The 14,066-nt window shown below is 66.4% G+C and carries 14 protein-coding genes; 2 read left to right on the forward strand and 12 right to left on the reverse strand.

What is annotated here, in order from left to right:
- Positions 1-28 precede the first annotated feature (28 nt).
- The 7 genes from E5S69_RS23255 to ndk form a co-directional block, all read right to left on the reverse strand.
- Complete coding sequence (locus E5S69_RS23255) at positions 29-661, reverse strand: YfgM family protein (protein WP_171516950.1); 633 nt, start codon at positions 659-661, stop codon at positions 29-31.
- A 61-nt stretch (positions 662-722) separates the two neighbouring features.
- Positions 723-2,093, reverse strand: coding sequence for a histidine--tRNA ligase (hisS, locus tag E5S69_RS23260; protein ID WP_171516951.1), 1,371 nt, complete (start codon positions 2,091-2,093; stop codon positions 723-725).
- Between the two features lie 39 nt (positions 2,094-2,132).
- Positions 2,133-3,425: a flavodoxin-dependent (E)-4-hydroxy-3-methylbut-2-enyl-diphosphate synthase gene (gene ispG / locus E5S69_RS23265; protein ID WP_171516952.1), complete on the reverse strand. Its 1,293-nt coding sequence runs from the start codon at positions 3,423-3,425 to the stop codon at positions 2,133-2,135.
- A gap of 48 nt (positions 3,426-3,473) precedes the next feature.
- The gene (locus tag E5S69_RS23270) at positions 3,474-4,457 is read right to left on the reverse strand and encodes a RodZ domain-containing protein (protein WP_171516953.1); all 984 of its coding nucleotides are present in this window, start codon (positions 4,455-4,457) and stop codon (positions 3,474-3,476) included.
- Positions 4,450-5,229: a type IV pilus biogenesis/stability protein PilW gene (pilW, locus tag E5S69_RS23275; protein WP_171516954.1), complete on the reverse strand. Its 780-nt coding sequence runs from the start codon at positions 5,227-5,229 to the stop codon at positions 4,450-4,452. The genes E5S69_RS23270 and pilW overlap by 8 nt, the downstream gene beginning before the upstream one ends.
- A complete protein-coding gene (gene rlmN / locus E5S69_RS23280; RefSeq protein ID WP_171516955.1) occupies positions 5,226-6,380 on the reverse strand; it encodes a 23S rRNA (adenine(2503)-C(2))-methyltransferase RlmN in 1,155 nt (384 codons plus the stop codon). Before rlmN ends, pilW begins: the two co-directional genes overlap by 4 nt.
- Positions 6,381-6,416: 36 nt before the next feature.
- The gene (ndk, locus tag E5S69_RS23285) at positions 6,417-6,842 is read right to left on the reverse strand and encodes a nucleoside-diphosphate kinase (RefSeq protein WP_010809422.1); all 426 of its coding nucleotides are present in this window, start codon (positions 6,840-6,842) and stop codon (positions 6,417-6,419) included.
- Between the two features lie 372 nt (positions 6,843-7,214).
- Here ndk and E5S69_RS23290 point away from each other — a divergent pair, with 372 nt between their 5' ends.
- Positions 7,215-7,919: a Bax inhibitor-1/YccA family protein gene (locus E5S69_RS23290; RefSeq protein ID WP_171516956.1), complete on the forward strand. Its 705-nt coding sequence runs from the start codon at positions 7,215-7,217 to the stop codon at positions 7,917-7,919.
- A gap of 67 nt (positions 7,920-7,986) precedes the next feature.
- On the opposite strand, the gene rlmD is transcribed toward E5S69_RS23290, so the two are convergent.
- Positions 7,987-9,411 (reverse strand): 23S rRNA (uracil(1939)-C(5))-methyltransferase RlmD, encoded by a 1,425-nt coding sequence (gene rlmD / locus E5S69_RS23295; protein ID WP_216621424.1) that lies wholly within the window; start codon positions 9,409-9,411, stop codon positions 7,987-7,989.
- A 136-nt stretch (positions 9,412-9,547) separates the two neighbouring features.
- Between rlmD and E5S69_RS23300 the strand changes: the two genes are divergently transcribed.
- Positions 9,548-10,402, forward strand: a complete 855-nt coding sequence (locus E5S69_RS23300) for an endonuclease/exonuclease/phosphatase family protein (RefSeq protein WP_171516958.1) — start codon at positions 9,548-9,550, stop codon at positions 10,400-10,402.
- A gap of 27 nt (positions 10,403-10,429) precedes the next feature.
- Here E5S69_RS23300 and E5S69_RS23305 read toward each other — a convergent pair whose 3' ends face one another.
- The 4 genes from E5S69_RS23305 to E5S69_RS23320 all read right to left on the reverse strand — a co-directional run.
- Positions 10,430-11,269, reverse strand: a complete 840-nt coding sequence (locus E5S69_RS23305) for a 3'-5' exonuclease (protein ID WP_171516959.1) — start codon at positions 11,267-11,269, stop codon at positions 10,430-10,432.
- Positions 11,266-12,453 (reverse strand): RNA polymerase sigma factor RpoS, encoded by a 1,188-nt coding sequence (gene rpoS / locus E5S69_RS23310; protein ID WP_171516960.1) that lies wholly within the window; start codon positions 12,451-12,453, stop codon positions 11,266-11,268. Before rpoS ends, E5S69_RS23305 begins: the two co-directional genes overlap by 4 nt.
- Positions 12,454-12,459: 6 nt before the next feature.
- Positions 12,460-13,332, reverse strand: a complete 873-nt coding sequence (locus E5S69_RS23315; protein WP_171516961.1) for a peptidoglycan DD-metalloendopeptidase family protein — start codon at positions 13,330-13,332, stop codon at positions 12,460-12,462.
- An 8-nt stretch (positions 13,333-13,340) separates the two neighbouring features.
- Positions 13,341-14,066 (reverse strand): protein-L-isoaspartate(D-aspartate) O-methyltransferase (locus E5S69_RS23320; protein ID WP_171516962.1); only part of this gene is annotated, 726 nt, incomplete at its 5' end.

The raw sequence follows: 14,066 nt of genomic DNA on the forward strand, positions 1-14,066 counted from the left end.
GTATGGCAAGGGTTCAAAAGCAGCCGGATCAGGCCGTGCCCAGCGCATCGAGCTTGAACTGGATGATCTGGCGCATCGCCGGCTCGGCCTGGCCCAGCTTGTCCAGCGCCTTGCGATAGGCCGTACGGGCATCGTCGCGCTTGTCCTGCGCGGCGAGCAGGTCGCCGCGGCGGTCCGCGTACAGCGCCACGAACGCGGCCGGGGGCTCATCCTTGAGCAGCGCCAGGCCCTGGTCAAAAGCCTTCTCGTCGAGCAGCACGCCGGCCAGGCGCACGCGCGCCAGGTGGGAATAGGCTTCGTCGCCGTGGTCGATGGCCCATTGCAGCTGGCTCTTGGCGGCAGTCAGGTCGCCCGCATCGTACAGCACGCGGCCTGCAACCAGTGCGCTCATCTGGCCGTAAGCGGTCCGGCTGTACTTGCCTTCCAGGTCGGTGGCGGCGCGCTTGATGCGCTCGACATCGCGCGCCTCGGCGGCCTTCAGCACCTGCTCGTACAGCACCGCGGCTTCGCCGGCCTGCTTGCGCTCCCAGTACTTCCAGCCGTTCCAGCCGGCAAAGGCCAGCAGCGCGATGATCAGCGCCCAGGTCAGCGCATTGCCATACTGGCGCCACCAGGCCTTCAGATTCTCAAGCTGTTCCTGTTCTTCTAGATCGTAAGCCATGTCGAGGCAATTACCTGCGTTGGTTGGATACTCGTGGTCTTGGGGCTGCGGCGGCGCGCCGTTATTCGCTGGCGCCGACCATGGCGTCGATCAGGTAATCGACCAGGCCTTCGGCCGGCACGGTGGCCTGTTGCCCACCGCCTTCGGCCTGCTCGCGCTGGCGAAGTTCCTTGACCTGGACCACGCCGGCGGCCACTTCGTCGTCGCCAATGATAACGGCATAGGCCGCGCCGCTTGCGTCGGCGCGCTTCATCTGCGACTTGAAGCTGCCGCCCTTGCCGTCCGGGCTGGCGTGCAGCACCACGTCGAGGCCGGCGTCGCGCAGGCGCTCGGCTGCCACCATCGCCTGCTGCGCGGCGGCTTCGCCCTGGTGCACCAGATAAACGTCGCAACCGACCGCCTCGGGCACCACGCCCTCTTCTCGGATCAGCTCGATGATGCGCTCGATGCCCATGGCCCAGCCGCAGGCCGGCGCGGCCTTGCCGCCCATCTGCGCAATCAGCGGGTCATAGCGCCCGCCGCCAGCGATGGTGCCCTGCGCGCCAAGCTTGTCGGTGATCCACTCGAATACCGTGAGGTTGTAGTAATCGAGGCCGCGCACCAGGCGCGGGTTGATCTTGAACGGGATGTTGTTGGCCTTCAGCAGGCGCTGCACGCCTTCGAAGTGCGCCAGCGATGCCTCGCCGAGGAAGTCGATCAGCTTGGGCGCATTGGCCGCCATCTCCTGCAGCGCCGGGTTCTTGGTGTCGAGCACGCGCAGCGGGTTGGTGTACAGGCGGCGCTTGCTGTCATCGTCCAGGATGTCCTGGAAGCCTTCCAGGTACTTGATCAGCTGTTCGCGGTGGGCGGCGCGCTCGTCGGCCTGGCCCAGCGAATTGAGCTCCAGGCGCACGCCGACCAGGCCCAGGTCGTCCCACAGGCGTTGGCACATCAGGATGATCTCGGCATCGACGTCCGGGCCGGCGAAGCCCAGCGCCTCGGCGCCCAGCTGGTGGAACTGTCGATAGCGGCCGCGCTGCGGGCGCTCGTGGCGGAACATCGGGCCGGTGTACCACAGGCGCTTGGGGCCGTCGTACAGCAGGTTGTGCTCGATGGTGGCGCGCACGGCCGCGGCGGTGCCCTCGGGGCGCAGCGTCAGCTGCTCGCCGTTGAGCGAATCGGTGAAGGAGTACATCTCCTTCTCGACGATGTCGGTGACCTCGCCGATGCCGCGCACGAACAGCTGGGTGTGCTCGACGATGGGCGTGCGGATCTGCTGGTAGCCGTAGGCGCGCAGCATCGCCCGCGCGGCATTCTCGAAATGCTCCCACAGCGGCGCGTCGGCCGGCAGCATGTCGTTCATGCCCTTCACGCCCTGCAGGGCCTTGGCGGAACGTGCCTTCGGTTCGGTCTTGGCAACGCCTTCGGCGGCCATATTCTCGGATTGCGTCATTCTGTTCTAGTCAGGCTGCTTGGCCCCGGCCGGTCCGGCTCAGGCTGCCACTTCTTTGCCGGCCCGTGCAGCGCCCGGGCCGTAATGCGTGCGAACGTATTCGTCTACGATCGCCTGGAATTCTTCTGCAATGCGCTCGCCGCGCAGCGTCTTCACCTTGACGCCGTCGACGAACACCGGCGCGGCCGGCGATTCCCCCGAGCCCGGCAGCGAAATGCCGATATTGGCGTGCTTGCTTTCGCCCGGGCCGTTGACGATGCAGCCCATCACGGCCACGTCCATTTCCTCGACGCCCGGGTAGTCGGTCTTCCATTGCGGCATCTGCTCGCGCAGGTAAGCCTGGATGCTGGCCGCCAGTTCCTGGAACACCGTGCTGGTGGTGCGTCCGCAGCCCGGGCAGGCAATCACCATCGGGGTGAAATTGCGCAGGCCCATGGTCTGCAGGATTTCCTGCCCGACGTACACCTCTTTCTCGCGCGGCGCGCCGGGTTCGGGCGTCAGCGAGATGCGCACGGTGTCGCCGATGCCTTCCTGCAGCAGCACCGACAGCGCCGCGGTCGAAGCCACGATGCCCTTGCTGCCCATGCCGGCCTCGGTCAGCCCGAGGTGCAGCGCGTAGTCGCAGCGGCGCGCCAGTTCGCGGTACACCGCGACCAGTTCCTGCACCTGCGACACCTTGCACGACAGGATGATCTGGCTGCCGGGCAGGCCGATCTCCTCGGCCTTCCTTGCCGAATCGATGGCCGAGGTGATCAGTGCCTCGATCATCACGCTCTGCGCCGGCCACGGCTCGGCGCGACCGGCGTTCTCGTCCATGATGCGCGCCAGCAGGTCCTGGTCCAGGCTGCCCCAGTTCACGCCGATGCGTACCGGCTTGTTGTAGCGGCACGCCATCTCGATCATCTGCGCGAACTGCGTATCGCGCTTGGCGCCCTGGCCGACGTTGCCGGGATTGATGCGGTACTTGGACAGCGCCTCGGCGCAGGCCGGATAGTCCTGCAGCAGCTTGTGGCCGTTGTAGTGGAAATCTCCCACCAGCGGCACGTCGACACCCATCCGGTCGAGCTGCTCGCGGATCGACGGCACCGCGGCCGCGGCCTCGGGCGTGTTCACCGTGATGCGGACGATCTCGGAACCCGCGCGCGCCAGTTCCTTGACCTGGATCGCGGTGCCGATGGCATCGACCGTGTCGGTATTGGTCATCGACTGCACCCGCACCGGCGCACCGCCGCCGATGGTCACCACGTTGTCGCCCCACGCGACCCGCGCCTGGCGGGTCTGGCGGCGCGGCAGCGGGCCTGGCAGGACCGGAAGACAGAGCTGTTGGTTCATAGCGTTACCACCTTGCAAAGACGCATCTTGCCGCACCACGCACCCAGGTCAGGGCAGCGTCAGGCGCGCCACGTTGTTGCGGTTGGCTGCCTTCAGGTCGACCGGCGTGCCGTTGCGCGTCAGCGATTCGACGCCCTTTACGTTGCCGATCACCACCTTGTACGGGGCCGTGCCACTGCCCGCCATGGTCTGGCCGGCCTTGGCGGTGCCACCCACGACGACCTTGCCGCTATTGTCCCGGATTTCAAACCAGGTATCCGCGGCAAAACGGATCTGCAACTCGCCCACCGCAGGCGCCGCAGCCGGTGCCGTGGGCGCCGCCGGTGCCGATGCGGCCACGGCTGCAGTGGTTGCCGGGGCTGCCGCGGTTGCCATAGTTGCCGCCGCGCTGGCCGGAATGGTCTCGGCGGACGGCGCCGGCGAGTCGCTGGCTGCCATGACCGGCGGCAGCGCCGCGGTCACCATCCCCGCTTCCGTGCTTGCGTTATCCGCGGCCGGTGCTTCGGCCGCGACGGTTTCGGCAGCGCTGCTGCGCGCATCGATCCAGGCACGAATATGGTCGAGCCCAAACCAGATGCCCGCGGCCACCACCACCGCCATCAGCGCCAGCCAGACCCAGCGGCCGCCATTGCCACCGGAGCGGAAGCGATTGCGGTCGTCGAAGGCCGCGTTGATGCCACCCTCGCGCTGGCGGGCGATCTCGGCCACCTGCGCCACCGCGCGCGGCTGGAAGCGCGCCAGCAGCGGATCGATATCGACATGGAGCATGCGGGCATAGGCACGCATCACGCCCTTGGCGAAGGTCACGTCGGGCAGCGCCTGCAGGTCTGCGGCCTCGATCGCACGCAGCTTGTTGGCGGCCACCTTCAGCCGTGCGCTGACATCCTCGACCGACATCCGCTGCGCCTCGCGCTCGCGCGCCAGCGCCGCGCCGATTTCGCGCGCCGCGGCTTCACGTTCCCCCTCATGCGCGCCCCCGCCGACTGCTTGCGTCGGTACGGCCTGGCCTGCGGCGCGGTCGTGCTCACTCATCCCATGCTCCTTGTTCGTAGGCGGCCACCTCGCGCGAGTCGGGGAAGCGGCTGCGCAGTTGCGCCCCCAGCGCATCCTGGGTGCGGCCGTCGCCCTGACGGTGGGCAATGCGCGCTCCCAGCCAGAGGGATTGCGCAGTGACAAATTGGCTGCTGTTGACGCGCTGGACATACTGCCGCGCCTGTACGTAATCGCCGCGCCGGTAGAACACCAGCGCGAGGTTGGTGTTGGCCACCGGGTTGTTGCGGTCGTAGCCGAGTGCGGCTTTCAGGTTTTTCTCGGCCTCGGCGCTATGGCCCTGGCGCAGTTCGCACGCGCCCAGGCTGATCAGCGGCTTGGCCGGGCCACCGGCCGACGGCGCCGACACCGCTCGCTGCAGCATCGGCACGGCCTCGCCGTAGCGCCCGTCCTGGCACAGGAACCAGCCGTAGTTGTTGAGCAGGTCGCCGTCATTGGCGCGCATCGACGCCGCGGTGCGGAAGCTGTCCTCGGCCAGCGTCCGCTCATTCATGTTCATGTAGATCAGCGCACGTACATGGTAGGCATCGGCCAGCGACGGATCGATGGCGATGGCCTGCTTGATCTCGTCAAGGGCGACCGCGTTCTGGCCGGCCTCGAGATAATTAGTGGCCAGTTGCAGCCGGATGCCGGCCCGGCGCCTGGCCTCGGTCTGGTCGGAAGCGGTCTGGAGATCCTGCGCCGGCGCATGCGGCAGCTGGCACCCGGACAACATCAGCAGCCCGAACAGGGCCGCAGCGATCAGACGGATCATGCAGGGCGCGCCTCCCGCGGCTGGCCGCTGGCAGTGACCGGCACCAGCGGCGTGATCTTGCCGAACTTGCCGCGTTCGGCCAGGCGCGTGCGGTCCTTCACTTCACCGGCCAGCTGGCCGCAGGCGGCGTCGATGTCGTCGCCGCGGGTCTTGCGGATGGTGGTGACAATGCCCGCGTCCATCAGCACCTGGGCGAAGCGCCGGATCTGCTCATTGTTGGAACGCTTCAGGCCCGATTCCGGGAACGGATTGAACGGGATCAGGTTGAACTTGCACGGCACGTCGGCGACCAGCTTCAGCAGTTCCCGCGCATGCTCGACGCTGTCGTTGACGCCGTCCAGCATGCAGTATTCGAAAGTAATGAAATCGCGCGGCGCGAATTCGAGGTAGCGGCGGCAGGCCGCCATCAGTTCGGCCAGCGGGTATTTCTTGTTCAGCGGCACCAGCACGTCGCGCAGGGCGTCGTTGGACGCGTGCAGCGACACCGCGAGCGCCACCGGCAAATCCTTGGAGAGCCTGTCCATCATCGGCACCACGCCGGAAGTGGACAGCGTCACGCGGCGGCGCGACAGCCCGTAGGCGTTGTCGTCGAGCATCAGCCGCATGGCCGGCACGACCGCGTCGTAGTTCAGCAGCGGCTCGCCCATGCCCATCATCACCACGTTGGAGATGACACGGTCATCCTTGGGGCCGCGGCCCAGTTGCTCGCGCATGGCGAACTCCGCCATCCACAGCTGGCCGATGATTTCACCGGTGCTGAGGTTGCGTGAAAAGCCTTGCTTGCCGGTGGAACAGAACCGGCAGTTGACGGCGCATCCCGCCTGCGAGGAAACGCACAGCGTGCCACGCGTTTCCTCGGGGATGTACACCGTTTCCACGGCATTGCCCTCGCCGACGTCGAGCAGCCACTTGCGCGTGCCGTCCGCCGACAGGTTGTCGGTGATGGCGGCAGGCGCGCGGATCTCGGCGCGGGTCGCGAGCTTTTCGCGGAGCGACTTGGCGAGATCCGACATGGCGTCGAAGCGGCTGGCACCGTAGTGGTGGATCCAGCGTTGCAGTTGCCGCGCACGGAACGGCTTCTCGCCGAGCTCGCCGCAATAAGCAGTGAGCGCGTCCGCGTCGAGGTCGAGCAGGTTGACGAGAGTGTTCATGACGGCAAACTCAGCTTGGTGTCAGTCAGCAGCCGATCAGCGGCTGTAGACGTTCATGCCCGGGAAGAAGAACGACACTTCCACGGCAGCCGTTTCAGCAGCGTCCGAGCCGTGCACGGCGTTGGCGTCGATGCTGTCGGCGAAATCGGCGCGGATGGTGCCCTTTTCGGCCTTCTTCGGGTCGGTGGCGCCCATCAGGTCGCGGTTCTTGGCGATGGCGTTCTCGCCTTCCAGCGCCTGGATCATGACCGGGCCCGAAACCATGAAGTCCACCAGGTCCTTGAAGAACGGACGCTCCTTGTGAACCGCGTAGAACTGCTCGGCTTCGCCGCGCGACAGGTGCACCATCTTGGCAGCAACGATCTTCAGGCCGGCGGCCTCGAAACGGGCGTAGATCTGGCCAATCACGTTCTTGGCCACGGCATCCGGCTTGATAATCGACAGGGTGCGTTCGATCGCCATGAAAAACTCCGAAAAATGAAGGGGTTACAAATGGATTAAACGTGCAATTCTAGCACGAAGACCATGACGCTTTCGAGGGCCCTGGCTGCTCCGGCACATGTCCGCCCGGCCCTGCCGCCCAGCGCCCGGCAAATTGCACCAGCCGCACATTACAACCTTGTCATCCCCGGAACGCCGCAGCGCCGCTAACATCCAATGTGAGCGGCGTCGAACCGATTCGAGCCAGCGCGGAGTGCTTTTTGCATTACACCGCTCTTGCAATTCGGCCTACCCGATGCCACATTGACGATGGTTCCGTCCGGGATCCATACGAAACTTCGCATCTGGAGTTTCGCAACACCGGCGCCTCACCGTTTTGAGACAGGAGTCACCATGGATAACAAGCTGAACACCTACGGTTTCGGCAATAGTGCGTCGACCGTCACTGACGTCGTCGTTCGCAACCGGGTCTTGCGCAATACTTACTGGCTGCTGGCCCTCTCGATGATCCCGACCGTGCTCGGCGCATGGATCGGCGTGGCGACCGGCTTCAGCTTTATGGCGGGCAGCCCCGGGCTGTCGCTGATCCTGTTCCTTGCGATCGCGTTCGGGTTCTTCTTCGCCATCGAGAAGACCAAGAACAGCAGCATGGGTGTGGTCCTGCTGCTGGCCTTTACCTTCTTCATGGGCCTGATGCTGTCCCGGCTGACCAGCGCCACCCTGGCGTTCTCGAACGGCCCGGCGCTGATCATGTACGCGTTTGGCGGCACCGCCGCGGTATTCGGCGCGATGGCCACGATCGCCACCGTCAGCAAGCGCGATTTCTCCGGCCTGGGCAAGTTCCTGTTCGTCGGCGTAATCCTGCTGATCCTGGCCAGCGTGGCCAATATCTGGCTGCAGTTGCCGGCGCTGATGATCACGGTGTCGGTGATCGCGATCGGCATTTTCTCGGCCTACATCCTGTTCGACGTGCAGCGCGTGGTGAATGGCGGCGAAACCAACTACATCACTGCCACGCTGGCGATCTACCTGGACGTGTACAACGTCTTCGCCAACCTGCTGGCCCTGCTGGGGATCTTCGGCGGCAACCGCGAGTGACGGCAAACCCCGCGGCATGAAAAAAGCCGGCCAGTTGGCCGGCTTTTCTTTTGCGCGCCCGCCGCGATCAGTCGCGGTCGAACACCGCGATCGACTCCACGTGCGAGGTGTGCGGGAACATGTTGACCACGCCGGCGCCGCTCAGGCGGTAACCCGCCTCATGTACCAGCAGGCCCGCATCGCGCGCCAGCGTGGCGGGGCTGCAAGAGACATAGACGATGCGCCGCGGCAGCACGTCGCTGCCCTGCTGCGCCAGCTCGCCCAGCGCCTTGCATACCGCCAGCGCACCTTCGCGCGGCGGGTCCACCAGCCAGCGGTCAAAGCGGCCCAGCGCGGCAATGTCTTCGGCGGTGACTTCAAACAGGTTGCGGCAGGCGAACTCGGTCTTGTCCGCCAGGCCGTTGTAGCCGGCATTGGCCAGCGCCCGCGTGGTCAGCGCCTCGCTGCCTTCGATGCCCATCACCGCCTTGCCCTGCGTGGCCAGCGGCAGCGTGAAGTTGCCGATGCCGCAGAACAGGTCGAGCAGGCGCTCCTGCGGCTGTGCGTCCAGCAGGCGCAGCGCACGGCCAATCAGCACGCGGTTGATCTGGTGATTGACCTGGGTGAAGTCGGTCGGCTTGAACGGCATGCGGATGCCGAACTCGGGCAGCGTGTAGGCCAGTTCGGCATCGGCCGGGTAGAACGGATAGACCGTATCCGGGCCTTTCGGCTGCAGCCAGAACTGGACCCGGTGCGCGTCAGCAAATGCACGCAGCAAGTCCTTGTCCGCGTCCGTCAGTGGCTCAAGGATACGCAGCACCAGCGCAGTCACCTCCTGGCCGACCGCCAGCTCGATCTGCGGCATACGGTCACGGATCGAGAGCCCCATCACCAGCTCGCGCAGCGGCACCAGCATCGCCGATACATGGGGCGGCAGGATCTCGCAGCGCGTCATGTCGGCCACGTAGCTGCTCTTGCGTTCATGGAAGCCGACCAGCACGCCGCCCTTCTTGGCCACGTGGCGCACCGTCAGGCGCGCCCGGTAACGGTAGCCCCAGTCCGGGCCGGCGATGGGGCGGAACACCACGTCGGGCTTCACCTTTGACAGATGCCACAGGTTGTCTTCCAGCACACGCTGCTTGATGGCCAGCTGCGCACGCGAATCCAGATGCTGCATCGAGCACCCGCCACAGACGCCAAAGTGCTGGCAACCGGGTTCCACGCGCATGACGGACGCCTGCCGCACTTCCCCCAGGTGGGCCTGCTCGTAGCTGGGCTTGCGGCGATAGCTGCGGTAGCTGACGGTCTCGCCGGGGAGCGCGCCCTCGACGAAGATCACCTTGCCTGGGGTACCGTCCTCATTGACCAGGCGGCCGACGCCGCGCGCTTCCATGTCGAGGCTGTCGATCGTCACCACGGGGTCGTCCGCAGGCGCACCGCCCTGGGCGGCACCACGGCCACGGGGTTGTTTTGCGACGGGAGCAGCACCTTCGACGGCCGCAGCAACCGGCATGGCCGGCGTTTCTTGTGGGGAGGACACGGCTTGGGACACCAGATGAAAGCTGACGTATTGTTTTACGAAAGCGCGATTGTATGACAGACCGGGCCCGCTCTGGCGGCGGACATCCGGCCAGCAACGGAGAACAGGCATGGAACTGATTTCCTGGAACATCCAGTGGGGCCGCGGCGCCGACGGGCGCGTGGACCTGGCGCGGCAAGTGGCCGTACTGCGTGCCATGGCCGATGCGGACGTGCTGTGCCTGCAGGAGGTGACGCGCGGCTTTGACGAACTGCGCGGCGAGCCCGGTCCGGACCAGGTGTCCGAGCTGACCGCGCTGCTGCCGGGCTATCACCTGCTCTATGCGCCGGCCGTCGACCGGCGCGGGCGCACCGGGGCCCTGAAGCAGTTCGGCAACCTGATCGCTACCCGGCTGCCGGTGCGCGAGGTCTTCCGCCACGCGCTGCCCTGGCCCGCGGATCCCCAGGTGGCGTCCATGCCGCGGGTCGCGCTGGAGGCCACCCTGGAGGCTGGCAGCGCACGGCTGCGCGTAGTCTGCACCCACCTGGAATATTATTCGGCGGCTCAGCGCGCGGCGCAGGCGGAAGCGCTGCGCGAATGGCATGCCGAGGCTTGCGGCCACGCGCGCCGCCCAGGCCGCGCAGAGAAGTGGCCAGGACCGTTCACACCAGAGCCGCGGCCTGCCGAAGCCATCCTGTGCGGCGACTTCAACAGCAAGCCCGAGGACGTCGCCTATCGCCGCATGCTGGAGCCGTTCGATGACGGCACGCCGGCGTGGCGCGACGCCTGGCTGCACCTGCACCCTGGCCAGCCGCATGCCCCCACCTGCGCGCTGCACGACAAGGAACAATGGCCAGAGCCACCGTTTGCCTGCGACTTCATGCTGGTGACCGAGAATCTTGCCGCCCGCGTCCGGCGCTGCGAGGTCAATGCCGATACCGATGCCTCGGACCACCAGCCGATCGTGTTGTCGCTGGACCTGTAGGCCGCAGCGCGATGCCTGCCGGCGCCCTCAGTCTTCGAGGTCTTCGGCCTCGGGTGTAAGACGCTGCAGCCGGAACGCCTGCAGGTACTCCATCCACTGCTCGCCCGGCAGCTCGGCCAGCGATTCCTGGACGAACTCCATCTCGACATCGAACTCGCCCGGCGAGAGCCCGCCGCGCATCAGCTGGAAGCGGCAGTACATCAGGTAAGTGTTGACGACGTCGGTCTCGCAGTAGGCGCGGATCTCGTCGAGCTGTCCGGACTGGTAGGCCTGCCAGACCTTGCTGCCGTCCATCCCCATCTTGCCGGGGAAGCCGCACAGCTTGGCCAGGTCATCGAGTGGCGCGCTGGCGCGCGGCTGGTACATTGCCAGCAGGTCCATCAGGTCCAGGTGCCGCATGTGGTAGCGGCTGATGTAGTTGTTCCACTTGAAGTCGCGGCTGTCGTCGTCGCGGCCCTCGCCCATCTCCCAGTAGCGCGGCGCGGTAATGCCGTTGACCAGGCCGCGGTAGTGCAGCACCGGCAGGTCGAAGCCGCCGCCGTTCCACGACACCAGCTGCGGGCTGTAGCGCGCGATCAGTTCATAGAACTTTTGGATCAGAGTGGCCTCGCCGTCTTCCGGCGTGCCGAGCGAGCCGACATGGAATACCGCCGCGCCATCGCGGTGCGTGCGCCGCAGCACGCACGAGATGGCGGCGACACGCTGCAGGTAGTGCGGGAGGAAATCGCTGCCAGTCTTTTCCCGGCGGGCGGAGAACGCATGCTCGGCGACTTCGGCGTCGCTCATCGCATCGGGATGGTCATGCAAACGGCGCAGGCCGGCGACATCGGGAATGGTCTCGATGTCGAATACCAGCACAGGGGTCATAGAACGGCGTCCTTCCTGACACCTTGCGAAGCGAAATGCCGCTTGAGCTTGACCAGCGCCTCCTGCTGGATCTGGCGCACGCGCTCGCGCGTCAGGCCCATTTCCTCGGCCAGCTCTTCCAGCGTGGCGGGCTCGATATGGTTGAGGCCGAAACGGCGTTCCACCACATAACGATGCTTTTCCGACAGGCGCGCGAGCCAGAGCTTCATCAGCCCTTCCAGCTCGCGGTGCGCCACCTCCTGGTCGGGGGCGGCATTGTGCTCGTCGGAGAGGAAATCCAGGAGGCTCGAGCCGGGGTCGAGGTCGAACGGCGTATCGAGCGAGGTGGTATGTTCGTTAAGTGCCAGGACGTCCTGCACTTCGTCCGGCGTCTTGCCCAGCAGGTGGGCGATGTCTTCCAGGCTGGCATCGCGCCCGTCGGTGCCGCCCTTCTCCAGATGGCGCTTGGCGCGCAGTACCTGGTTCAGTTCGCGGATTACGTGGACCGGAAGGCGGACCGTGCGCGCCTGGTTCATGATGGCGCGCTCGATGCTCTGGCGGATCCACCACGTTGCATAGGTAGAGAAACGGAAGCCGCGCGACGGATCGAACTTCTCGATCGCGTGCATCAGGCCCAGGTTGCCTTCCTCGATCAGGTCGAGCAGCGGCACGCCGCGATTGAGATAGCCCTTGGCGATGCTGACCACCAGCCGCAGGTTGCGCTCGATCATGACCTGGCGCGCGGCAAAGTCGCCGTCCTTGGCCAGCGTGGAGAAATGCAGTTCTTCCGGCGCCGACAGCAGCGGCTTGATGCTGATGCGGTTCAGGTAATGCTGGACGGTATCGGCGGCCAGCTCGGTATGCAGCACCGTGCGGAAATCGTCATGCTCGGCGGCGGCGCTTTCGGTGCCATTTTCCGCGCTGTCTTCTTCCTCGTCTTCCGCCTCGTCCTCGTCGTCGTCGCGCAGATGGCGCTCGTTGCGCTCATTGTCGTCGCCGAGCAGGTCGGCCTCGCGCAGGCCCACCGAAGCGGACGTGGCGATGGGCTCGTCGGTCGCGGGAATCATCTCGGCGGCGAGATCGGGCTCGAAGCCCTCTGCATCGGCGCGTTCATCGGGATGCGCCACACCAGCCTTCACTTCCGGCTGCTTGGGACGGCGAGCCCTGCTGACGGTTCCGGAGGAGACAGTTTTCTGGCGTGGCATGAACCCTCACTGTGGCGGCAGGTACCGCATCGGATCAACCGGTTTTCCGTTCTTGCGAACTTCGAAGTGAAGCTTCACCCGGTCGGTATCACTGTTGCCCATCTCCGCAATCTTCTGGCCTTTTCGGACCGTGGATTGCTCAGCGACGAGCACCTTGTCGTTGTGCCCGTAAGCGGTAAGAAATGTCTCGTTGTGTTTGATGATGACAAGATTCCCGTAGCCGCGCAAGGGGCCTACGTGAATCACCCGACCATCATCGGCGGCCAGCACCGAGTCGCCCTTCTTGCCCGCAATATCGATGCCTTTATTGCCCTTGTCGTCGAATTTACCGACAATCTGGCCGGTCGCCGGCCACGCCAGCTTCATCGAGCCGTCGGCTACGGGCGCTGATGCCGGCGCGGTCGCAGCGGGCGCTGCTGCCGGCGCCGAAGCGGCCGCGGCAGGCGTGACCGGCGGCGTCACCGGCGTGGCTGCAGGGTGAGCCTGGTCGATGGGCTGGGCCTGCACCGTGCCCGGTGCCACTGGCATGGTCGCCACACCCGGCGCAGTGTTGACGTCGGCACCCGGCGGCACGATGCGCAGCAATTGGCCAACCTCGATCTGGTTCACGTTGGTCAGGTTGTTCCACGCAGCCACATCGCGATACGACTGGCCGTTCTCCAGCGCGATACGGTAAAGGGTATCGCCTCGCTTGACCCGATAGTACCCGGGCGGCGCCGGTTCCAGCGTCGCCGCCGTGGTACCGGAGGTGGAGGTACGGTCGACGACCGGTGCCGGCATCGGCGAATTGGCGCAGGCGGCCAGCAGGGCCGCGAGCGACGTCGCCGCAAGAAGTTGTCCGGTGCGTGCGAAATTTTGCGATTTCACGATGTTGTGCATAGTTCGACTCAGATGGTGCCCGATTTTAAGGGCACAAAGAAAACGGCTTCAAGCGCGGTTCGATGAAAGCGATGACGGTTGCGCCGCTCGATCAGCAGCAGCTGCTGCGTCACGGTCTGGCCGGGCACGCCGGCCGGCGGCACCACCGCCACCGGGGCGATCAGGCGCCCGCCAATGGCCAGCTGCTCCAGCAGCGCCTCGGGCACCTCCATGCCGGCCGCGGCAAGGATGATGGCCGAGAACGGCGCCGCCTGCGGCAGGCCCAGCATGCCGTCGCCGTAATGCAGGCGCAGGTTGGGCACGCGCAAGGGGCGCAGGTTCGCCTTGGCCTGCTCGTGCAGCGGCCGGATGCGCTCGATCGAGAAGACTTCGCGCGCCACCTGGGCCAGCACCGCGGCCTGGTAGCCGCAGCCGGTGCCGATCTCCAGGACGCGCTCCAGCGGCGCGTCGGCGCCGAGGCCCTCGCGCAGCAGCTCGATCATGCGCGCCACCACCGATGGCTTGGAGATGGTCTGCTGGTGGCCGATCGGCAGCGCGGCGTCCTCATAGGCCTGCGATGCCAGCCCCGGCTCGACGAACAAATGGCGCGGCACGGTGGCGATGGCCGCCAGCACGCGCTCATCGCGAATGCCGGCGGCGCGCAGCCGCGCCGCCAGTGCCGCGCGCGCGCGCGCCGAGGCCATGCCGCCGCCGCCGGCGGTGGCCGCCGAGGCGCGCTGCTCGACCGCGCTGGC

This window comes from Cupriavidus necator, from assembly GCF_013141915.1.
Classification (GTDB): domain Bacteria; phylum Pseudomonadota; class Gammaproteobacteria; order Burkholderiales; family Burkholderiaceae; genus Cupriavidus; species Cupriavidus necator_B.